We start from the raw sequence: 21,584 nt of genomic DNA on the forward strand, positions 1-21,584 counted from the left end.
GGTCCGCCGGTGGAGACGGCGTCGGGCTATCGGGCGGGCCGTACCCTGCCGTTCCGAGTCGAACTGCTCCGCCAGCTCAAGCGGCGCCGCACGCTGGTCATGTTCGCGATCCTCGCCATCCTGCCGTTCGTGCTCGTCATCGCCTTCGCGATCGGCGGCGAGCCGGACGGCGGCGGCAACGAGGTCACGCTGCTGGACACGGCCACCCAGTCCGCCGCCAACTTCGCCACGGTGAACCTGTTCGTGTCCGCGGGCTTCCTGCTGGTCGTCCCGGTCGCCCTGTTCTGCGGGGACACGGTCGCCTCGGAGGCGGGCTGGTCCTCCCTGCGCTATCTGCTCGCCGCTCCGGTGCCGCGCGCCCGCCTGCTGTGGTCCAAGCTCGTGGTCGGCCTCGGTCTCAGCCTGGCCGCGATGATCCTGCTGCCGCTGGTCGCGCTGGCCGTCGGCGTCGCCGCCTACGGCTGGGGCCCGCTGCAGCTCCCGACCGGCGGCTCGGTGGACGCGGGCACGGCGGCACAGCAGCTCGTGGTGGTCGTGACGTTCATCTTCGTGTCCCAACTGGTCACCGCGGGGCTCGCGTTCTGGCTGTCCACCAAGACGGACGCACCGCTCGGGGCGGTGGGCGGCGCGGTCGGCCTGACCATCGTCGGCAACGTCCTCGATCAGGTGACCGCCCTCGGCGACTGGCGGAACTTCCTGCCCGCGCACTGGAGCTACGCGTGGGCCGACGCCGTCCAGCCGAACCCCGAGTGGTCCAGCATGATCCAGGGCTGCGCGGTCTCCGTAACGTACGCGCTCGTGCTGTTCGCGCTGGCCTTCCGCGGTTTCGCGCGCAAGGACGTGGTGTCGTAGGTCAACGGAGGATCACCCACCGGTCTCGACGGCCGCCCGCCGTGCCCGCTTCGAGACCCATCCGCAACGCCCCGTCACGCACGTTCCGGCCCCCTTCGCCGTCACAGTCACAGACGTCGACCGACGAAGGGGGCACGAATGTCGAAGCGGTACGGCATACGACGGCTGCTGCTCACGCTCACCGCGGCGAGCGGCCTGCTGCTCACGGCTTGCAGCGGGGGCGCCGACTCGGACAGCAGCAGGGCTTCGGACTCGGGGTGGGAAACCGGCTTCCCGGCCCCCGCGATGCCGGAGCCCGACGGCAGTGAGGGAAGCGACGAATCCCGCGAGTTCGCCCCGGCCCCCGACCACCTCTCCACCTTCGCCCTCGACGTCGACACCGCCTCCTACGGCTACGCCCGCCGCACCCTCGCCGAGGGCCGGCTGCCGGACCCGTCGACGATCCGCCCGGAGGAATTCGTCAACAGCTTCCGCCAGGACTACGACCGCCCCGACGGCAACGGCTTCTCCGTGACCGTGGACGGCGCCCGCACCGCCATGGAGGACTGGTCCCTGGTCCGCGTCGGCCTCGCCACCCGGCCAGCCGAGGACGAGGACGAACGCCCGCCCGCCGCCCTCACCTTCGTCATCGACATCTCCGGCTCCATGGCCGAGCCCGGCCGTCTCGACCTCGCCAAGGACTCCCTCGGCGTGATGGCGGACCAGCTGCGCGACGACGACTCGGTGGCGATCGTCACCTTCAGCGACGAGGCCGAGGAGGTGCTGCCGATGACCCGCCTCGACGGCAACCGCGGCGAGGTCCACGACGCCATCGACAGCCTGGAGCCCACCGAGTCGACCAACCTCGGCGCGGGCGTCGAGACCGGTTACGAGACCGCCGAGGAAGGCCTGCGCGAAGGCGCCACCAACCGCGTCGTCCTCATCTCCGACGCCCTCGCCAACACCGGCGACACCGACGCGGACGCCATCCTCGAACGCATCGCGAACGAACGCCGCGAGCACGGCATCACCCTCTTCGGCGTCGGCGTGGGCAGCGACTACGGCGACGCCCTGATGGAACAGCTCGCCGACAACGGCGACGGCCACACGGTCTACGTCTCCGACGAGGAGGAGGCCCGCGAGGTCTTCATGCGGCAACTCCCGCTCCACATCGACCTCACCGCCCGCGACGCCAAGGCCCAGGTCGCCTTCGACCCCGAGACGGTCGCCGAGTACCGCCTGGTCGGCTACGACAACCGCCAGGTCGCCGACGAGGACTTCCGGGACGACCGCGTCGACGGCGGCGAGGTCGGCCCCGGCCACACCGTCACCGCCCTCTACGCCGTCCGTACCGAGCCCGGCGCCGACGGCCACCTCGCCACCGCGAGCGTCCGCTGGCTCGACCCCGAGACCCGCGCCCCGCACGAGGAGTCCGGCCAACTGGAGGCCGGCTCCCTCCGGGACGACCTGCCGGACGCCGCCACCGGCCTCCAAGTCACCGCGACGGCCGCCTACTTCGCCGACGCCCTCGACGGAGGGGACACCCTCCCCGGCGCCCCCACCCTCACCGGACTGGCCGAATACGCCGAGGACTTGGCCAAGCGGACCGAGAGCGAGGACGTACGACGACTCGCCGACGCGATCGACGCGGCGGCACGCCTGCCCTGACCCCCGGCACGGTCTGCTGCAACGAGGCCGTCCCGGACCGGGCGATCGGGTGAATTGCCTGAAAATTTATGCATATCGGTTACTTCGGTCCTCCACATCTCGTTCACAGTCTGCAGGTCGTGGCGAATGCGAGCGCGCGGCAGCGCGGTCCCTGCGACGACCCTGCGAAACCCGGCAGTCGACAAGATCACATCAACCAGCGACGCCGGCTTCGCCCCTGAGAGGAAGACAACGAGAGTGCGACAGACCCTCAGCAAGGGATTGATCGTGGCCGTCGCCGCCACGACAAGCGCCCTGTCCCTGTACGGCACATGGGCCTTCGCGACACCCGGCATGCTCGGGACCGCGGCCCAGTCCCCGGCCGTATTGTCCGGCCATGCGGCTCGGTGGGACACCGAGGACGGCCTGGATGGTTTGGACGGCCTGGAGGACAAACTGAGCAACCTGGACGACCGGCTGGACAACCTGCGGGTCCCTGAGCCGTGGTTCGAAGACGACACCTTCGGATACGACACCGGGGATTCGTCCGGATCCCACTCCGAGCAGCCGTCCGGCCACAGCGGCAAGGTCCCGTCCGGCTACGGCCCGGAAGAACCGTCCGGATACGGCAGCGAAGAGATGCCGGGATACGGCCATGAGGAGCCGTCCGGATACGGTCGGGAAGAGCCGCCCGGTTACGGCCACGAGGAGCCGAGCGACAAGCCCACCTGCGAGTGCCACCACCCCACGCCGAGACCCACCCCCACCAAGACGGCCACCCCGCCGCCGCCCCACAAGCCGACCCCGCCCCCGCCCTCCCACAAGCCGACGCCCACCCCGTCGAAGACGCCGCCGACGAAGCCGCACCACCCGCAGCTGCCCGAGACCGGCTCTGAGGGCATCATCGCGGCGACGGCCGCCGGCGGAGCGCTCCTGGCCGCCGGAACCGTCCTGTACCGGCGAGGCCGGGCCGGGTCCCACCGCTAAGCGCTCCGCTGGCTGTGTCGATGTGCGGCTCCGCCGCGGGGCCGCGATGTGCCGTCGGTCGTCTGCGGCGCCATCGTGGCTGATCGCGCAGTTCCCCGCGCCCCTTCGGGGCGCTTCGCAACCGAAGTGAACTTCGGCGGACCTGCTTGGTGCACCGGTTGCCGGACGCCCCCTGCCATCCGCTGCGTCCTCCGGACCGGAGGACGCAGCGGAGCGGGAACTGCCCGCAGCAAGTGAACCGCGCAACCAGCGGAGCGCTCACGCGGTGTTCTGGGCGAACTTCCACGCGTCCGCGACGATGTCCGAGAGGTCCGCCCGGGACGGGTTCCAGCCGAGCCTGTCGCGGGCGGCCTCGGCGGAGGCCACCAGCACCGCCGGGTCGCCGCCGCGCCGGGGGCCGACGATCTCGGGGACCGGATGGCCGGTGACCTCCCGGACGGTCTCGATGACCTCGCGCACCGAGAAGCCGTTGCCGTTGCCGAGGTTGCAGATCAGGTGCTCGCCGGGGCGCGCGGCCTTCAGGGCCAGCAGGTGGGCGTCGGCCAGGTCGGCGACGTGGATGTAGTCGCGCACGCAGGTGCCGTCGGGCGTGGGGTAGTCGTCGCCGTGGATGGCGACGGCGTCCCGCCTGCCCTGGGCGACCTGGAGTGCCAGCGGGATGAGGTGCGACTCGGGGTTGTGCCGCTCGCCCTGGGCGCCGTACGCGCCCGCCACGTTGAAGTAGCGCAGCGAGACCGCGGCCAGGCCGTGCGCGGCCGCCTCGCCGGTGATCATGTGGTCGACGGCGAGCTTCGAGGCGCCGTAGGGGTTGGTCGGCCTGGTCGGCGCGGTCTCCACGATCGGGACCTGCTCGGGCTCGCCGTAGGTGGCCGCGGTGGAGGAGAAGACGAGCTTGCCGACGCCCGCCGAGCGCATCGCCTCCAACAGCGCCATGCTGCCGGCGACGTTGTTGTCCCAGTACTTCTCCGGCCGCACGACCGACTCGCCGACCAGCGCGCACGCGGCGAAGTGCAGCACCACGTCGTACGACGGATCGAGCCACCGGGCGGCGTCCTTGATGTCACCCTCGATGAAGGTGACGCCGGCCGGGATGCCTTCGCGGAAGCCGGTCGAGAGGTTGTCCAGGACCGTGACCTCGTGACCGGCCTCCAGCAGGTGCTGCGCGACGACACCGCCCACATAGCCCGCGCCGCCGGTGACCAGACACTTGCCGCTCATGAATTCGCTCCCTCTCGCCGTCAATAGCAAGCGCTATTGATCTGATCTCCTGACTCAGTACGATATTGTCCATTTGTAACTGAATGTCAAGTAATAAGGGAGCGGGATGTGAGGAGTGAGTGTGGGCCCTGAACGCCGCCCCCGGGCCGCCCGCCGGTGGCTGATGTTCATCGCGGCCGCAGCGGCCGCATCCGTCGCATCGGTCGCCTTGTCGACCTCGCCACCGCCTGTGGAGGCACGGTATTCGCCGCCGGGGAAGGCCCATCGCGCTCCCGTCTACGGGGCGTACGTCCACTACGACGGCGCCACCGCGGTGGAGTTGATGAACCAGCTCGGCACGTGGCTGAACGGTTACGAGCTGCGCGTCGCGCGCACGTATCTGCCGGGGGACCTGTGGAGCAACATCGAGGGGGCCCACGGATTCCTGGACAAGTGGGCCGAGTGGCGCCGGGCCAAGGACGACCGGCTTTTCGCGCTCAATGTGCCGATGCAGGAGCGCAACGAGGAGGGGCTCTCCGACACCGAGGTCAGACAGCTCCTGCGGCGCGGCGCGGCCGGCGAGTTCGACAAGCACTTCAAGGTCCTGGCGACCCGGCTGGTCGAACTGGGCGTGCCGGACACGATTCTCGTACTGGGCTGGGAGATGAACGGCATCTCCTACACGCATCGCTGCGGTCCCGATCCGGCGAGCTGGAAGGTGTATTGGCAGCGGATCGTGAGAGCGATGCGGTCCGTGCCGGGGCAGAAGTTCAGATTCGACTTCACGCCGAACCGGGGAATGGACGATATTCCATGGACCGCGTGCTATCCCGGCGACAACGTCGTGGACATCATCGGCATGGACTCCTACGACCAGCCGGAGGGGATGCCGTTCGACGAGCAGATCTCGGAGCCCTATGGCCTCCAGCACCAGGTGGATTTCGCGAAGGCCCACGGGAAGGAGATCTCGTATCCCGAGTGGGGCCTGTACCGCAGTGGTGACAATGCGACGTACACGCTGCGGATGCTCGCGTGGATGGACCAGCACAAACCGCTCTACGGCACGTTGTTCGACAAATGCCCGCACGGTATGTGGCAGTGCCCCGGCCACCCCTATTCTGCCGCGCTGTTCCGCGTGTGGCTGTCCTCGCAGGCCGGCCCGAGGCAGGGCTCGCCACGCCCTCCGGTGCCGGACGCCTCGTACTCGCCGGACGAATGACGGGGCCCGCGCCACCGCTGTGGCGCAGGCCCCGAACGCGAACGGACCGGCCCCCGGGCGCCCGGCCCGGGGAGTCCGTCAATGGCCGTACACGTGCCGCAACATCGTCCGCTGCCGCTCCGGACTGTGCTGGGAGACCAGCTCGGCCATCCTCCTCTCGGCACCCTCGCCGGGACCGTCCGTCAGCAGGGCGACGGCCCTGGCGGCCAGCGCTCCGGGTGTGTCGACCAGGCCGGGCAGGCCCAGGGACTCCAGTGCCGGGATGCGCCGTGCCACCACGGGCCGCCCCAGCCCCACCGCTTCCAGGAGGGTCATCGGCGCTCCCTCCCACAGCGCGGTGTGCGCGTACACGTCGGCCTGGGCGAGCAGTCGTTGCAGGTCGTGGTGGTCCAGCCACCCGGTGACCGTGACGCCGGCCCGTTCCAGTCGCTCCCGGTGGGCGGGTTCCCCGCCGCCGAGCCAGAACCAGTTGCTCGACGGCATCAGCCGTCTGCCCTCGGCCGCCGCTTCGGCGAAGAACGCGGGGTCCTTCTGGGTGCACAGTCTGCCGACCGCGGCGACGGTCAGCGGCGGCAGATCACCGTCGCCCGTGTCCGGGGCCGACCGGGGGCGCACCACATTGGGCACGTAGACGGTTCGCTGCCGCCTGCGCAGCAGCAGGGCCAGTTCGGTCTCCCGCGGGCTGGAGCCCGCCGCGACACCGGTACGCCGGGACAGCAGGCACTCGGCCGCCCACACCGCCGCCGAGGCGTACCAGGACAGGTCGCTGCGCTCCATCGCGAAGCCGTGCGGGGTGTAGACGATGCGGCGCGTCGGCACGGAGACGGCGAGGCGCACATACCCTCCGGCCATCGAGGAGTGGGCGTGGACCACGTCCGGCCGCAGTTCCCGGAACAGCCGCCCCACCTCGCGGACCCGTGCCAGGTGGCCGGGCGGCATCCGCCAGACCCCGTCGAAGACCGTCTCCTCGTCGGCGACCTGGTAGCCCTCCCGGTCACCCTTCAGCAGGAGGTGCCGCGCCTCCGGAACGGCCCGTGCGTAGTCGTGGACGATCGCCTGGACACCGCCCTGCCATGCCTCCGCGACGTGCAGGACGGCCGGCCGCCCGTCCTCCCGCGGCGTCGCCCCCGGGTCACCACGCATGGCGCGTCCTGAGGACGGCGGGCAGCGTGCGCAGGAGGATCAGCAGGTCCAGCCGCAGGCGCCAGTTGTCGACGTACTCCAGGTCGAGCCGGATCGCGTTCTCGGCCGTGATGGTCGAGCGGCCCGAGACCTGCCACAGTCCGGTCATCCCCGGTTTGACGGACACCCGCTTGACCTGGTCTTCCGGGCTCAGTGTCGTGTGCTCGACGCGTTCGCAGGGGCGCGGTCCCACCAGCGACATGTCGCCGCGCAGCACGTTGACCAGCTGGGGGAGTTCGTCCAGCGAGCCCTTGCGCAGGAAGCGGCCGACCACCGTGATCCGGGGATCGTGCCGCGGCTTGGTGCGCAGGGACAGCTTGTGGCCGTCCGCCTGCAGCAGGTCCACCAGGCCCACGGACGCGTTGTGGCGCATGGTGCGGAACTTCAGCATGGTGAACGGCCGTTCGCCGAGGCCGACCCGGGTCTGCCGGAAGACGACGGGTCCGGCACTGCTCACGGCCACGGCGAGGCCGACGACCATCATGAGGGGCAGAAAGACGATCAGCAGAACCGCGGAGAGCACGATGTCGAGCATGCGCTTGGCGCGGGAGCCGGCGCAGCGCGGACGAAGCGCGCGGATGAGCGTCGGCTGCGGCGTCGCCGCCGGGTTGTCCACCCCGTTCAGTACGGGGGCTACTCCTTCCAAGGCACTACTCCTCCCGAAATAGAAGAAAGGTTGCGTCTGTCAAGGCGGGCAGGTCAGGGCAAGGCGGGGCAGGGCAAGGCGGGGCAGAGCAAGGCGGGGCAGGTCAGGGCACGGCACAGCCGCGGACCGGGAGGAATGTGCCGTCCGCGATCCGCGGCCGCAGCGCACGATCGGCGTCACACGGAGGCGAGTTCGGTCACCCCGGTATGCGTGCCCGCACCCGCGCGGAACTCCGCGATGTAGTCGCGCAGGGCGACCCTGGGTTCCCAACCCAGCGCTTTGGCCCGGGAATTGTCGGCCCGGCCCCGGGTCCGTTCGCCCCGGCGGGCGGGCACGAACTCGACCGGCGCGTCGAACATCCGGGCCACGTCGATCACCCGGTGCTCCTCGCCCCGGCCCAGCAGGTATCCGTCGCCTGACCCCTTGGCGGCGCAGATGAGGATGCCCTCGACGATGTCGTCGACGTGCGTGAAGTCCCTGCTCTGCGTGCCGGGTTCGACCACGGTGAGCGGGCGTCCGAGGCGGTACTGCTCCTCGAAGATGCCGATCACCGTGGCGTAGGTGCCGGTCGAGATCTGGCCGGGACCATAGACGTTGTAGAAGTACGTGATGACGTAGTCGAGCCCGAACCAGTCGCCGTAGTTGCGCAGGTACTCGACGTTCTTCGCCTTGGTCCAGGCATACGGGTTGAGGTGCTCGTCACGGCCGTCGTTGCCGAACTTGGAGCTGGAGCCCGCGTAGACCAGGCGGGCCTCGTGCTCCTGGCACAGCGACACCACTTCCTTGGTGCCGAGCAGGTTGAACTCCCACACCCGGTCGGGCTCGTCGAAGGACTGGGGGATACGGGAGTACTCGCCGAGGTGGTGGACCGTGCCGATACGGCCCAGGCCGTGTGCGGCCCAGATCTTGGCGATGTCGGCGGTGCAGCCTTCCAGGTACCGGACCCGGTCGTCCTGGACGTGGTTGTCGCGGCTGCCGGTGAAGTAGTTGTCGACGGAGACGATACGGGTGCCGGGCGCCTTGGCCAGGAGCTTCCGGATCAGGTGGCTGCCGATGAAGCCGGCGCCCCCGGTGACGAGGGTGAGGCCGTCGCGATCGTCAGACATGGGCCATCTCCTCGTGGTGGGCGGACTCCAGACGGGGCTCGCCGGCGGGCGCGTGGACGGTGCCGGTGCGCCGGCGGTGTGCGATGCCGCGGCCGATCGCCCGGTAGGTCCAGCCGGCCTGCCGCCAGGCGGCGGGGTCGAGGCAGTTGCGCCCGTCGAGCACCCGGGGGACGGAGACGACCTTGCCCAGGACGGCGGGGTCCGCCTCCCGGAACTCGGCCCACTCCGTGAGGACGCAGACCAGGTCGGCCCTGGCCACGGCGGCCTCAAGGTCCTCCGCGTAGTCGAGCAGGGGTTCGGCGTGCCTGGCGTTGTCCATGCCCATGGGGTCGTAGACGCGCACCCGCGCACCGGCCGTGCGGAGTGCCGAGGCCACGGCGAGGGCGGGCGAGTCGCGGACGTCGTCGGAGTCCGGCTTGAAGGTGGCGCCGAGTACGGCGACGGTGCGGCCGGTCAGATCGGGGTGCGGGTCGCCGGGGGTGGAGCCGAGCATGGTGGCGGCGAGTTCGACGGTCCTGGCCCGGCTGCGCTGGTTGATCATGTCGACCTCGTGCAGCAGGCGCGGTGCGCCCTCGGCGCCGAGTTCGCTCGCCCGGTGCTGGAAGGCCCTGATGTCCTTGCCCAGGCAGCCGCCGCCGAACCCCACACCGGCGCGCAGGAAGGCCGGGCCGATACGCGGGTCGTGGCCCAGGGCCTCGGCGAGTTCGGTGACGTCGGCACCTGCCGTCTCGCACACCTCGGCCATGGCGTTGATGAAGGAGATCTTGGTGGCGAGGAAGGAGTTGGCCGCGACCTTCACCAGCTCGGCGGTGGCGAAGTCCGTGATGAGCAGCGGCAGTTCACGCCCCTCGTGCTCGGCGAGCCGGTAGAGGCCCTCATGGGCGGCGTGCAGTCGCGCCAGCGCGCTCTCGTCGCGCAGGCCGAACACGATCCGGCTGGGGCGCAGGACGTCCTCGACGGCACGTCCCTCCTGCAGGAACTCGGGGCTCCAGGACACGTCGACCGCGAGGCCGGCGGGGGCGTGTTCCCGGGCCAGTCGCTCGACGTGTCCGGCGGTGCCCACGGGGACCGTCGACTTGCCGACGATGAGCGCGTCCCGGCGCAGACTGCGGGCGAGTGCGGTCACCGCGGTCTCGACGTGGCCGAGGTCGGCTCCGAGGCCGTCGGGTCTTTGGGGCGTGCCGACGCAGATGAAGTGGATGTCCGCGAAGCGGGCTGTCTCGTCGATGTCGGAAGTGAAGGAGAGGCGGCCGGCCCCGAGATTGCGGCGGAGCAGCGTATCCAGTCCCGGTTCATGGAACGGTAGGACGCCCGAGGCGAGCCGCGCGGCCTTCGCGATGTCGTTGTCGTAGCCGACCACGTCGTATCCGAGGTCGGCGAAACAGGCGGCGTAGGTCGCGCCGAGATATCCGGTGCCGATGAACGAGAGCCGGGGGCGTTGAGTGTCAGCGGACATCTTGAGGGATGCTCCATTTCCTGATCTCTGCTGGGATGACCGGCATTGAAGTGACCGCCGCTGTCTTCGTCAGGAAATTTCGGGGCGGGCGGCAAATTCATATATACACGGAAGTGGACTCCGTCAAGGTGGATTGATGCGGCGTCGACGCATATTGTCATCCAAAAGGCCGTCCGGCCCACGCCCGGACGGCCTGCCACGAAATGCTCAGCTGTTGTAAGTGCTCAGCCGCTGTGAGTTCTCACCTGTTGTCAGGGATTCGACGGCCCGTCATGTTCCGTCGGCGCCACGGTGGTTCTCGTTGCCGGCGCCGCCTTTGGACCCCGCCCGACTGCGCAGGATCACCTTGGCCCGGCCGCGCGCGGCGGCCTCGCCGGCGGCTGCCGCCAGCAGCGGTGCGGTGCGGCGACGGGCCAGCAGCAGACGCTGGTTGACGACCGACTCGGGGTGCCAGCGGTATTTGTACGGCTCGTTGCCGCGCAGCAGACTCAGCACCCGGTGCTCGCGGGGCGCGAGGTATTCGGCCGACGCGCGCACCACCATCGTCGCCACGTCTGCCTTGCGCTCCCGCAGCGTCGGATGGACGCCGTAGAGATAGACCCCCGCCAACTGACGGGACAGCAGCGTCAGATCGACGGCCACGACCTCGTCCTGAAGCCGGTACTCCCGCACCAGCGCCTCACCGGACCGGGCCATGGGCACGGTCGACCGGACGAGGTGGTCGAGAAAGCGCGGCCGCAGATGCTCCGGCGTCACGCCCCTGTCCTGCCACTGCAGTTGATGCAGCTCCAGCATGCGCCGCAACGCCGCCGCCGTCTCCTCCAGGTCCACGACACGAGACTCGACGCCGAGCCTGGCGAGCTTGTTCAGCTTGTTGCGGATCCGCTGGGAGCGTGTCTTCGGCAGCCGCCCGAGCAGATCGTTCATGGGAGCGGCGGGGAGTTCCAGGCACTCGGAGTCGCGCAACCGGCGGCGCGGGCCGCGCCAGCAGTGGTAGATCCGCTCCACCGCGGCGCCCGGCCGCACCTCGCGGAAGTCGATCAGCGCGCCGCGGGCCTCGTCGTGCAGGACGTCCGCCAGCGCCACGGCGCCCTCTACGGCCGCCTCCTCGTCGAGGAGCACATCGCAGAAGTCGGTGATCGCGCCGCCGATCGGCACCAGCGCGGGCAGCGGGTGGTGCACGCGCATGAGCGGCGCGGCGGCCACCAACGTGCCGCGCCTGCGCACCAGCACGAGCCGGAGCCTGCCCGGCGTGCCGTACGACAGCCACCACGAATGCACCCAGGCGTAGCTCTGGAACGGCGTCGCCGCCGGACACGCGCCGTGCAGGCGCGTCCACTCCTCGGCCAGCCCGGCGAACACGCGCTCGTCGGTGCACAGCTCCACCGACAGCGGGCCGCCGGACGCGCTCATCCGAGCTGCTCCTGCGCATCACCGGCGTGGGCCGGAGCCGGTACGGACGCGTGCGCCGCATCGCCGGCATCCGTGCTCTGCCGCGGCCGGACCAGCAGCGCCAGTCCGCCCATGAGGCATCCCGCGCCGGCGCCCACGAGCGTGGTCAGGGCGGGCGACGCGGACGACGGCTGGGCGGGCTTCAACGCGCGGGAGAAGCTGACCAGCTTGATGCCGGTGCTGCCGGCGGCGTGGCCGGCATGCTCGGTCAGCGAGCGGGTCACGGCGTTGGCCATGTCGGCGGCCTGGGCGGGGCGCGTGGAGGTCGCCGAGATCGAGACCATCGGGGCATCGGGCGAGGTCTCGGACCGTACGTTCTTGCGCAGGGTCGCCACCGGAACGTCGGCCCACATCTGCGCGTACCCGAGCACCGCGAGCTGCGTGGCGACGCGACCGTACGCCTGCGCGAAGCCCAACGCCGCCTGGGAGTCGACGAACTGCTTCTTCGCCGGTACGGCCATGACATAGCCGGTGGCCGTGTACTGCGGGGTCTGCACCGCGCCGTACAGGCCACCGGCCGCGGCGCCGAGCAGCACGCCGGCCGGCAGCAGCCACCGCGCGGGCAGCCGCGCGGCGCGCACGAGAGCCCGCAGGGCACGTCGTACGGGCTGGGGGGAGGTGTCGGTCGTCATCGGGGCCTCACTTCCAGGGGTGCGTCGGAGAGCACCGCCGCGTACAGATCCACCGTCTGCCGGGCGATGTTCTGGATGCTGTTGCGCTGTACGACATCCGGGACGGCCCGCTCCCCGGGACGCGCCGCGTACAGCCGCAGCACCTCCCGCGCGTACTCCTCGGCATCGCACGGGACGTGCCGGGCGGTCGGTACCGCGTCGGGGGGCAGGTCCGACACGGCCGGTCCGGCCGTGTACAGCACGGGGAGTCCGGTCGCGAGCGCCTCCACCACGGCCATGCCGTACGTCTCGGAGGTCGACGGGGCGGCCAGCACGTCCATCGCGGACATCAGATCGGGCATGCCGGGCGCGTCGTCCCCGGCGTCCGGTACGTAAGGCCGCTCGCCCGTCAGCACCACCCGGTCCGCGACCCCCAGTTCCCGGGCGGTGTGCCACAACGCCGCCTGCTCGGGACCGTCACCGACCAGCAGCAGCCGTACGTCGGCGGGCTGCCGCACCAGCGCGCCCACGAGCACCTCGAAGTGCTTGCCGGGAATCAGCCGGCCGACGCCGCCGACGACGTACGCGTCCTCCGGCAGCCCGTAGTGGATCCGGGCCTGCTTGCGGCGCACCTCGTCGAACCGGAACAGGGCCGGGTCGAAGCCGACCGGGATGACGCGGATGCGTGACCTGGGCACCCCCCAGGCCTGAAGGTCCTCGGCCCCCGTCGGCGACACGGCGATCGTGACGCGGCCGAGGCGCTCGCCGAGCAGGTACAGCGCGCGGACGCCGGCGGTCCGCCGCCGGCCCTCCAACTCCGTACCGGACAGGCTGTGTTCGCTGGCCACCACCGCCCGCACCCCCGCCAGGCGCGCGGCGATCCGCCCGTAGAGACACGCCCGGTACAGGTGGGTGTGCACGATGTCGTAGCCGCCGGTCCGGATCAGCCGGACGAGACGGGGCAGGGCGCGCAGATCGCGGTTGCCGCCCATGCCGAGGTGGTCGACGCGGATGCCGTCGGCCCGCAGCCCGTCGGCCACCAGGCCGGGCCGGGTCAGCGTGACCACGTCGCACTCCACCTCCGGCGGCAGATGGCGCAGGAGCTGGCGCAACTGCTGCTCGGCGCCTCCGGCCCGGAGGGCGGTGATGATGTGCAGCACTCTCATGCGCGGGTCTCCAATGCACGGCCCCAGACACGGGCCAGCCGTCGTTTCAGTTCCAGATGCACCGCGGTGTCCGCCTGCCGGATGTTGACGCGGGGCAGCGCGAGGTCGCCGGCGGTGTCGCGGTCGGGGGCGATGGCGCAGGCGTACCGGTAGCCCGCGCCGCGCACGGCGGCTCGCACGCGCGCGTCGATCGTGCCGTACGGGTAGCAGAAGCCCTCGACGTCACCGCCGGTGATCTGGGCGAGGAGGGCGCGGCTGTCGTGGACCTCGGCGTGCAGGCGGTCGTCCGGGAGAGCGATGAGGTCGGTGTGGGTGAGTCCGTGCGAGGCGATCTCCATGCCGGCGGCCGCGACCCGGCGGACGCCGTCCGCGTCGAGCAGCGGCTTGCACGGTCCGTACGACTCCCAGTCGTTCCCGCCGCCGAGCCGCCCGGCCACCAGGAACACGGTGGCGCTGCACCGCCAGCGGCGCAGCACGGGCAGCGCGGTGGTGAGGAAGTCGGCGTACCCGTCGTCGAAGGTGAGCCCGACCAGGCCGCGTTCCTCCCCCCGGGCACGCGCCGCCAGCAGCTCCCGCATGCTCACCCCGCGCAGGCCGCGGCCGCACAGCCAGGCGAGCTGGCGGTCGAGGCGGTCGGGGGAGACGGTGATGTGGTGCGGGTCCTCCGGGCAGTCGGAGACGGAGTGGTACATGGCCACCCAGGCGCTGGGGCCGCGCCGGGTACGTCCTCGTGCCGTCGGCGCGAGCGCGTCGCGGGATGCGGAGCCGTCAACGACCATGGCGTGCCTTTCGGGTGAGGAAGCGGCGGACGGCGAGTGCGGCGACACGCGTCAGGGACCGGGCATCCGCCACATCGAGGACCCACGCCAGCAGCAGGAAGACGACGGTCACACTCACGCCGCCCGCGGCGACCGCGCCCGCCGGCGAGGTGAACGCCCGTGCGCAGACGAATCCCGCTCCGGCTGCGCACGCGGCGGCGACGGGTGCCTTGGCCAGTTCGCCGACGAGCTTGCGCACGCGCACGGGCACGCTGTGCGAGCGCAGCCCGTGCAGCAGGATCAGCCCGGTGAGGGTGATACCGGCCGCGTTGCCGAGGGCGATGCCGCGCGCGTCCCAGTGGCCCGCGCTCCAGGCGTCGATACCGGCGGTGGTGACCAGGCCCACGGCCATCGCCCCCGCCGGGTACCACGTGGCACGCCCCGCCGAGAAGTACGACCGCAGCAGCGTCCCCACCAGCGCCTGGCCGAGCAGTCCGAGCGTGTAGACCCGCAGGATGCCGGCGGTCGCCGCGGTGTCCTCAGCGGTGAAAGCGCCACGCTCGAAGAGGAGTTGGACGATCTGCGGCGCACAGGCCACGATCGCGGCGGCGCCCGTCAACGCGACGGAGGCCACCAGGACCAGGTCCTGCTCGATGCGCTCCCGGGCCCGCCGCAGGTCCCCCTGGGCGATGGCCTGTGCCACCACGGGGTAGGTCACGATCGCCAGCGTCAGCGCCAGCAGCATCGGGTACTGCCCGACCTTCTGGGCGTAGTTGAGGTGTGAGATGGAACCGCTGGGCAGCCCGGAGGCGAAGTAGCGCTCGACGAGGACCTGCGAGTGGCGGCACAACGCGAAGAGGAGAACCGCGCCGACGAGGGCGATCGTGAGTGGCCGGCCGTCCTCCTCGGCCTCCGCGGACGAAGGCTGCCGGGGCCCGTCGGAGAGCCTGCGCCACAGGGCGACCCCTTGGACGGTGACCATGAGGCACCCGCCGAGTGCGACGCCGAATGCGGCGGACCGCACGCCCCAGCGCCCGCCGAGGGCGAACATCGTGACGATGATCGCGGAGTTGGACGCGAGGGAGATCGTCGCGGGGGCGAGGTACGAGCGGTGCGCTCGCAGTGCCGCGCTGCAGTACCCGGCCAGTCCGAAGGTCAGCACGCAGGTCGCCGTCATGCGGGTGCAGTCGACGGCGAGGGACGGATCGGGCAGGCCGGGCGCGAGGACGGAGACCAGCAGCGGCGCCGCGGCGATGAACACCGCGGCCAGGCCGGCGAAGGCGAGGCTTAGCCGTGGCAACGACGCGGCGATCAGCGCGCGCACCGGGTCGGGCGAGCTGATGCCGCGCGCCCGCCGGGCCAGCGCCACGCTGAACGCGGGTACCAGCACGATCACCATGCCGTCCTCGATCAGCAAGGACCCGGCCAGCTCGGGCAGGGTCCAGGCCACCAGCAGGGCGTCGGTCTCCCCGCTCGCCCCGAAGAAGTGGGCCAGTGACTGGTCCCTGGCCAGCCCGAGCAGCGAACCGAGCATGGACAGCGCGGTGGTGAGCAGGGTCGCCTTCGCGAGGAAGCGGCCCGAGGGGGTGGATGCGGTCGCCGTGTCCGCGGCACGGGCGGTGGCCCGGCTCCTCCCCGGGGGGTGGTCCTGCCCGGCAGCGGGAAGCCCGACCGGAGCGGAACCGTCCGGCGCCGCGTCGTCCGAAATCAGCGGAGTGACCGGAGTGACCGCCGTGTTCCCGCTCGTGCCGTGCGTCGGCGGCGTCGGTCTCATCGCGCACCCTCTTCCGGCGCCGCGGTCGTGGCCGGCGCCGCGCCGCCGCCCAGCGCCCACCAGGCCGCGAGCCCGAAGTCGAGGGCCACCAGGGTGGCGGAGCCTCCGCCGGTGTCGGCGTACGTGAAGTCCACGAGTTGCCACAGCAGCAGACCGCAGCAGATGAGCGCGCAGTCCCGGTCGTGCCGTGCCGTACGGGTGCGCAGCAGTCTGCGCAGCCCGCACACCATCAGGGCCAGCCAGCTGCCCGCCACCGTCACCACACCGATGAGGCCCTGCTCGCTGAGGACCGTCAGGTACATGTTGTGCGGGGAGAGGAAGGGCTGCCGGTAGAAGTCGTGGCCGGCGCCGTCCGTGTCGGCTGCCGACTCCAGCGCGAGCGGGGCATGGCCGTCCCGGTACGCGGGGAAGGCCTTCAGCCCCACACCGGTCACCGGCTGGTCGCTCCACATGCCGAGCGCGGCCGACCACAGTGCGTACCGGTCGAGGACCGACTGGTCCGGAGCGGCGGCGACCTGGGTGATGCTGTCCAGCCGCTCCTGCAGCATCGACGTGCCCACGCCGAACCCGCCGACCATCACCACACCGGCCGAGGCCGCCGCCACGAACACCTTCACCGCCCGCCGCACCCCGGCCAGCAGCAGCTGCGCCCCACAGGCCGCGGCCGTGGCGATCCAGGCACCCCGGCTGAAGGACATGATGAGGGGAACGACGAGCATCAGCGCACACACCGTGGCCAAGGCCCGTTGCCGCTGTGCCGGGGCTTCGAGCGCGAGACCCGTGGCGGCCACGATCCCCGACGCGACGACCGTCGCCATCCCCATCACTTCGGTCGGCCCGAACGTGCCCACCGCCCGCACGAATTCACCGTCGTACGAGGCGCCCGTACCGGTCAGGTACTGGTGCACCCCGACCGCGCCCTGCCACACCGCGAGACCGATCACCGACCAGGCCACCAGGCGCACATCACGGCGGTCGCGCAGCAACAGCAGCACGGCGACCGGGACGAGCACGAAAACCTGGACGCTGCGGGCCAGTCCCATGAGGCCCTCGCCGGCGCTGGGCGTGACCGTCGCCGCGACCGCGAAGCCGATCACGGGCAAACCGAGGACGACGGCGGCCCTGCGTGTCAGCGGACGCCGGGCCTGGCGCGCGGTGCGTACGACGGCCCAGAGCACGACCAGCCCGGAGGCGGCGTCGGCAGGCGTGACGCCGCCCGAAACGGGCGGCAGCCCGATCAGGGCGATCAGCGCCACCACGGGCAGAACGGGAGCGGCCCGGCGCAGCGCCGGCAGGGGCGGCGCCCACGGTGACGCGGCTGCGAGCGTCGTAGTCATGTGGGGTTGGTCGTCATGGGGGTTGGTCTCCCTGCCTGTGGGATTCTGAACCAGCACCTGTATTTATCTGAAAACTCGTCAACTGTGTCGGAACGGGCGCACCCGACACCTCGAATGGAGCATCGGTCTCATCGAAAGACGCGCACGTAGTCGGCGCTGAAGGTGATCGGGTCCTTCGTCTGCGGGACGGGGTGGTAGGCACCCGAGGAAACCGAGAGATTGACGTTCAGATAGGCGGACCATTTCGGGTGCACTCCGTGTCCGTCCTGGTAGACCAGAGCGCCGTCGACGTACCAGTCGGCGGAACGGGTGCCCAGCAGCACACCGACACGCATCCAGTCCCCTTTGCCCGGAGGCCTGATCACATGGTAATTGGCCGCTTCCCGGACGTGGTTCACCATTTCCAGCAGGTCCGGGGCATCGGGATGGTATTCGAGTACGTCGATTTCGCCGCCGTCGCCGATCCAGGTCCACACCGAAGGCCACGCTCCGACCGCGGTGGGCAGCTTCACCCGAACCTCGATGTAGTGGCCGGGCCGCAGCCGGAATCCCTCCCGGGAACGTTCCGTCGTGATCAGCCCGGTGTCCCAGGCCTGCAGGCCGTTGTCGAACGTCCGCCGACCGGGTCGAGCGGTGAAGACCGCCTTTCCGTCGGCGATACGCACGTTGGCGGGGTTCAGCCAGTCGAGCTTGTAATACCTGGGATTGTGAGTTCCGTATTCATAGGCCGAACTGGCCTCGCGGGTCCAGCGGGCACCCCACACGACAGGTGAGTTGAAGTCCTCCACCCAGACGAGCTTTTTCCCCACGGACGGATCCACGTTCCGGCCCTTTGCGACGACCCGGAGCCTGGTCTTTTCGAACGGGTGGTGACCGGTCTCGTCCTCGTAATAGGCGTACTGGGTGTACGTGCCCGCGCGGAAGGTGCGCGGCTTGGTGGTGAAGGTGAAACCGCCGGGGCAGATCCGTGCGTTCCTGGCCGCGCCGGGGTAGTCCAGGGGCTTCTCCAGTCCGTCCCGAACCGCCACGCCCACTTTCCGGACAGTGATGCATTCGGGCGCGCGCAGCTTCAGGGTGGCAGTCACGGCCTTTCCGGGCTGGGCGCCTGACGGAGTGAGAGTGTCCTGGACGATGTCCACGCTTCCGGGATCGCTCTGCCCGGGTGGCGCCGTCGCGTTTACGTGACACGCCAATGACACCATCCCGGCCATCGTCAACGCCGCGACGCGGCTCGCCCTCTTCATACGCCGGAGCTCCTTTTCCGCGGCCCGCGCCGTCAGGGACTGACGGACTCCCTGCTCTGGCTGGGTACGACGCATGGCGCGGTGACCGTGCCGAGCAGTTCGCGGTACACATCGATCACCGCATCCGCGGCGTGCCGCAGATCGTGGGCGACGAGCACATGCGCGCGGGCCTGCGCGCCCAGCGCGGTGCGCAGCGGCTCGTCCCGCAGCAGCGCCGTCACCGCCCGGGCCAGCGCGCCGGGGTCTTCCGGCGGCACCAGGCAGGACGGCAGATGGCCGGGCGGGAGGTTCTCTCGCGCTCCGTCCACGTTCGTGACGACAACCGGCCGCGCGCACGCCATGGCCTCCAGCGGGGCGAGCCCGAGACCCTCCCGGCGCGATGGCAAGGCCACGACGTCGGCGGCCCGGTACCAGGCTGCGGTGTCGGCGCTCGCGCCCGCGAACTCCACCGACGCGGGCGCACCGGCGCGCAGCCGCTCCGCCTCCGGACCCTCGCCGACCAGCACCAGCCGTGCGCCGGGCACCCGCCGCACCACCTCGGGCCAGGCATCGAGGAGCACGTCCTGCCCCATCTGCCGGCACAGCCGTCCGACGCACACGACGAGCGGGCCCGGCCCGGACCGCGCCCGGTCCCCCTCCGGCCGGAACCGGTGCGTGTCGACCCCGTTGGGGATCACCCGCCACCGTGCGGTGATGCCGTACCGCTCCCCGGCACGCCGCTCCGCCTCGCTGACGCACAGCACCCGCGTCGCCGAGCGCGCCCCGAACCGCTCCCAGCCCAGCGCCAGTTGGGCGACGACTCCGTCCGCAGCCGCGAACGACCAGGCGTGCGGCTGGAAGACGGTCGGCATACGGCCGTGCACCGCGAGCCGGGCCGCGACCCCTGCCTTCGCGCCGTGCGCGTGCACCAGGTCCGGTCCCACCTCGCGCAGCAGCCGCGTCAATCGCCGTACCTCGTCCGGGAGTCGGTGCCCCGGTGAGCGGGTGGCGTCCCAGCGCAGCATCGTGCAGTCCAGCGCGCGCAGCCCCTCCGTCAGCGTGCCGCCCTCCGGGCAGGCCACGGTCACCCGCAGCCCTGCGGCGAGTTGCGCTCCCACCAAGTCGGTCACGGCCCGCGCGACACCGCCCTCGACGGGCTGAGTCACATGCAGGATGTGCGGCGCGTGTACCACGGACGGTCTCGCACGGCACGGGCCGGGACCCGGGGAAATACGCATGACCGAGGCTGCCTTTCCGAAGAAAAGAGTTCAATCGGCTTGGTTTGATCATGAGATGAGCGGCGTCAGCCGCTTAGCCATATTTATCTTCGAACCGATCAACAGTCCCGGAACTGCGACGCTTTCTGAGCGTTTCCTCGTACGGGACCACCCAATCGGCGGTGCCATGGGCAAGGCCGGCACAACGGGTCTTCTCGTATGAGTTGCCGGGACTTGTCGGCGGCAGAGTTTCCAGGAGGGTCGGCTCTCGTTAGCCCGGGAGAACCGCAACCGGGTCACTCGCGACGCCTGAGGTGCGGAAGCCCTTGTGATGCACGCGAGTTACGGAAGATTTGCCAAGAAAGGCGCATGATGAAGAACCTGAAGGCTGTTGCCGTCGTGGTCGGCTCCCTCGCCCTCGCCGGCGTCACTGCGCCCGCCGTCGCGGCGGACAAGCCGGGCAACGGCCTGGTCGACAACGGGAAGACGGTCGCCCGCAATCTCCCCGCGGCAGCCAAGGCACCGACGGGCATGGTGGGCGGCAAGGTGAAGAGCACGGCAGAGGGTGTGAAGCAGGGCGTTCAGGAGCAGGGCATGGTGAAGACCCCCGTCTTCGGCGGCGCCCTGCCCAACCCGCTCGACGGCAAGCTGCTCAACAACCTTCCGGTCGGCAAGGCGAATTCGGTCAAGCCGGCGGTCAAGTCGACGACCAAGTAGGCGACCAAGTAGGCGATTCAATGCGCGCCGGGCCGGCTCCGCACTTCTCGGAGTCGGCCCTTCGGCATGTATGAGCGCTGCAAGGGCCCTTTGCCCGTTGGGCCAAACGGACGATTCAGGGTGACCGCGGGCACCAGAACTCCGTGGCACCTGGTGAATGGGCGCCCTTTCCTCCTTGTTGGCGTTCTCTCGTAACCGTGGGCCCTGTCTCCGTACTGACGCAGACAGGGCCCACGGTCTTGACGCAGAACCAGCTCTTCGTCGTCACGTATCCGTCTTTCCTCACAAAAGCCGAGTGCGGTCCACCGGATTCCGGCGGACCGCACTCGGGTGAAGAACTGCTCAGAACAGCAGGCCACCCGCGTACGGGGCGTTCTGCGACTGGTTGATCGGGGCCGTGTTGCAGGCGGCGTAGTGCGAGTTCGGCGCGAGGATCACACCGAGGACGGCTCCGTTGGACCACGGGGCGATGCACCGACCGTCGACCAGGGCGCCGTTGACGACGGCAATACCCTGCTGCGGCTCGTTCACGACGACGGGGGAAGTCGAGAAGCCATTGCCGCCGGTCACCGTGGTGGTGTCGCCGTCAGCAACAGCGGTACCGCCGGCCGCGAGAACGATGCCTGCCGCGAGGGCGGAAATGGCCGTAACCTTGTTACGCATGAGTTGCGCCTTTCCGGGCTGCGTGTGGGGTTTACCTGCTCTGAATTGCTCGGAGCAGGGGTCAGAACAGCAGGCCGCCCTTGGTCGGGGCGTTCTGCGACTGGTCGATCGGAGCCGTGTTGCAGGCGGCGTAGTGCGAGTTCGGCGCGAGGACGCCGGCCAGGACGGCTCCGTTCGACCACGGGGCGACGCAGCGGAGGTCGACAGCGGTGCCGTTGACGACGGCGACGCCTTGCTGCGGGGCGTTCACGACGACCGGGGACGTCGAGAAGCCGTCGCCGCCTGTGACCTCCGTACAGTTGCAGGCCGCGGCGGTGCCGCCGGCCGCGAGGACGATGCCTGCCGCGAGGGCGGAAATGGCCGTAACCTTGTTACGCATGAGTTGCGCCTTTCCG

At 70.7% G+C, this 21,584-nt stretch carries 21 protein-coding genes; 6 read left to right on the forward strand and 15 right to left on the reverse strand.

Annotated elements, in window-relative coordinates; all coding sequences use genetic code 11:
* The first annotated feature begins 9 nt into the window (after positions 1 to 9).
* From GFH49_RS17445 to GFH49_RS17455, 3 genes are all read left to right on the forward strand, one after another.
* Entirely contained in the window at positions 10 to 852 is an 843-nt protein-coding gene (locus tag GFH49_RS17445; RefSeq protein ID WP_155056839.1) for an ABC transporter permease, read from the forward strand.
* A gap of 138 nt (positions 853 to 990) precedes the next feature.
* A complete protein-coding gene (locus GFH49_RS17450) occupies positions 991 to 2,499 on the forward strand; it encodes a vWA domain-containing protein (protein WP_155056822.1) in 1,509 nt (502 codons plus the stop codon).
* Between the two features lie 237 nt (positions 2,500 to 2,736).
* Positions 2,737 to 3,465, forward strand: coding sequence for an LPXTG cell wall anchor domain-containing protein (locus GFH49_RS17455; protein ID WP_230396349.1), 729 nt, complete (start codon positions 2,737 to 2,739; stop codon positions 3,463 to 3,465).
* A gap of 258 nt (positions 3,466 to 3,723) precedes the next feature.
* On the opposite strand, the gene galE is transcribed toward GFH49_RS17455, so the two are convergent.
* Entirely contained in the window at positions 3,724 to 4,683 is a 960-nt protein-coding gene (galE, locus tag GFH49_RS17460; protein ID WP_155056824.1) for a UDP-glucose 4-epimerase GalE, read from the reverse strand.
* Between the two features lie 163 nt (positions 4,684 to 4,846).
* Here galE and GFH49_RS17465 point away from each other — a divergent pair, with 163 nt between their 5' ends.
* Positions 4,847 to 5,881, forward strand: coding sequence for a glycoside hydrolase family 26 protein (locus tag GFH49_RS17465; RefSeq protein WP_155056840.1), 1,035 nt, complete (start codon positions 4,847 to 4,849; stop codon positions 5,879 to 5,881).
* A gap of 78 nt (positions 5,882 to 5,959) precedes the next feature.
* Here GFH49_RS17465 and GFH49_RS17470 read toward each other — a convergent pair whose 3' ends face one another.
* From GFH49_RS17470 to GFH49_RS17525, 12 genes are all read right to left on the reverse strand, one after another.
* Complete coding sequence (locus GFH49_RS17470; RefSeq protein WP_155056825.1) at positions 5,960 to 7,024, reverse strand: glycosyltransferase family 4 protein; 1,065 nt, start codon at positions 7,022 to 7,024, stop codon at positions 5,960 to 5,962.
* Positions 7,014 to 7,709 carry a sugar transferase gene (locus GFH49_RS17475; RefSeq protein ID WP_155056826.1) on the reverse strand — a complete coding sequence of 232 codons (696 nt, stop codon included), beginning with the start codon at positions 7,707 to 7,709 and terminating at the stop codon, positions 7,014 to 7,016. Before GFH49_RS17475 ends, GFH49_RS17470 begins: the two co-directional genes overlap by 11 nt.
* Before the next feature lie 176 nt (positions 7,710 to 7,885).
* Positions 7,886 to 8,815 carry an NAD-dependent epimerase/dehydratase family protein gene (locus tag GFH49_RS17480; RefSeq protein WP_155056827.1) on the reverse strand — a complete coding sequence of 310 codons (930 nt, stop codon included), beginning with the start codon at positions 8,813 to 8,815 and terminating at the stop codon, positions 7,886 to 7,888.
* Positions 8,808 to 10,271: a UDP-glucose dehydrogenase family protein gene (locus GFH49_RS17485; RefSeq protein ID WP_155056828.1), complete on the reverse strand. Its 1,464-nt coding sequence runs from the start codon at positions 10,269 to 10,271 to the stop codon at positions 8,808 to 8,810. Before GFH49_RS17485 ends, GFH49_RS17480 begins: the two co-directional genes overlap by 8 nt.
* A gap of 270 nt (positions 10,272 to 10,541) precedes the next feature.
* Positions 10,542 to 11,684, reverse strand: a complete 1,143-nt coding sequence (locus GFH49_RS17490; protein WP_155056829.1) for a GNAT family N-acetyltransferase — start codon at positions 11,682 to 11,684, stop codon at positions 10,542 to 10,544.
* Positions 11,681 to 12,355, reverse strand: a complete 675-nt coding sequence (locus GFH49_RS17495) for a YveK family protein (RefSeq protein WP_155056830.1) — start codon at positions 12,353 to 12,355, stop codon at positions 11,681 to 11,683. Before GFH49_RS17495 ends, GFH49_RS17490 begins: the two co-directional genes overlap by 4 nt.
* A complete protein-coding gene (locus tag GFH49_RS17500) occupies positions 12,352 to 13,500 on the reverse strand; it encodes a glycosyltransferase (RefSeq protein WP_155056831.1) in 1,149 nt (382 codons plus the stop codon). The genes GFH49_RS17495 and GFH49_RS17500 overlap by 4 nt, the downstream gene beginning before the upstream one ends.
* Positions 13,497 to 14,279: a polysaccharide deacetylase family protein gene (locus GFH49_RS17505; protein ID WP_155056832.1), complete on the reverse strand. Its 783-nt coding sequence runs from the start codon at positions 14,277 to 14,279 to the stop codon at positions 13,497 to 13,499. The genes GFH49_RS17500 and GFH49_RS17505 overlap by 4 nt, the downstream gene beginning before the upstream one ends.
* Positions 14,269 to 16,032, reverse strand: a complete 1,764-nt coding sequence (gene murJ, locus GFH49_RS17510; protein ID WP_155056833.1) for a murein biosynthesis integral membrane protein MurJ — start codon at positions 16,030 to 16,032, stop codon at positions 14,269 to 14,271. Before murJ ends, GFH49_RS17505 begins: the two co-directional genes overlap by 11 nt.
* Positions 16,029 to 17,369, reverse strand: a complete 1,341-nt coding sequence (locus GFH49_RS17515; protein WP_155056834.1) for an O-antigen ligase family protein — start codon at positions 17,367 to 17,369, stop codon at positions 16,029 to 16,031. The genes murJ and GFH49_RS17515 overlap by 4 nt, the downstream gene beginning before the upstream one ends.
* A gap of 128 nt (positions 17,370 to 17,497) precedes the next feature.
* Entirely contained in the window at positions 17,498 to 18,454 is a 957-nt protein-coding gene (locus GFH49_RS17520) for a glycoside hydrolase family 16 protein (protein WP_230396351.1), read from the reverse strand.
* A 191-nt stretch (positions 18,455 to 18,645) separates the two neighbouring features.
* Complete coding sequence (locus GFH49_RS17525) at positions 18,646 to 19,830, reverse strand: glycosyltransferase family 4 protein (protein ID WP_155056835.1); 1,185 nt, start codon at positions 19,828 to 19,830, stop codon at positions 18,646 to 18,648.
* On the opposite strand from GFH49_RS17525, the gene GFH49_RS17530 reads away from it, so the two are divergent.
* A complete protein-coding gene (locus tag GFH49_RS17530; protein ID WP_155056836.1) occupies positions 19,829 to 20,032 on the forward strand; it encodes a hypothetical protein in 204 nt (67 codons plus the stop codon). The two genes, GFH49_RS17525 and GFH49_RS17530, sit on opposite strands and share 2 nt — an antisense overlap.
* A 146-nt stretch (positions 20,033 to 20,178) precedes the next feature.
* Positions 20,179 to 20,526, forward strand: coding sequence for a hypothetical protein (locus tag GFH49_RS17535; protein ID WP_230396352.1), 348 nt, complete (start codon positions 20,179 to 20,181; stop codon positions 20,524 to 20,526).
* 342 nt (positions 20,527 to 20,868) lie between these two features.
* Here GFH49_RS17535 and GFH49_RS17540 read toward each other — a convergent pair whose 3' ends face one another.
* Positions 20,869 to 21,189, reverse strand: coding sequence for a hypothetical protein (locus GFH49_RS17540; protein WP_155056837.1), 321 nt, complete (start codon positions 21,187 to 21,189; stop codon positions 20,869 to 20,871).
* 61 nt (positions 21,190 to 21,250) lie between these two features.
* Positions 21,251 to 21,568, reverse strand: a complete 318-nt coding sequence (locus GFH49_RS17545) for a hypothetical protein (RefSeq protein WP_155056838.1) — start codon at positions 21,566 to 21,568, stop codon at positions 21,251 to 21,253.
* Positions 21,569 to 21,584 lie beyond the last annotated feature (16 nt).

This window comes from Streptomyces blattellae (assembly GCF_009709555.1).
Classification (GTDB): Bacteria; Actinomycetota; Actinomycetes; order Streptomycetales; family Streptomycetaceae; genus Streptomyces; species Streptomyces blattellae.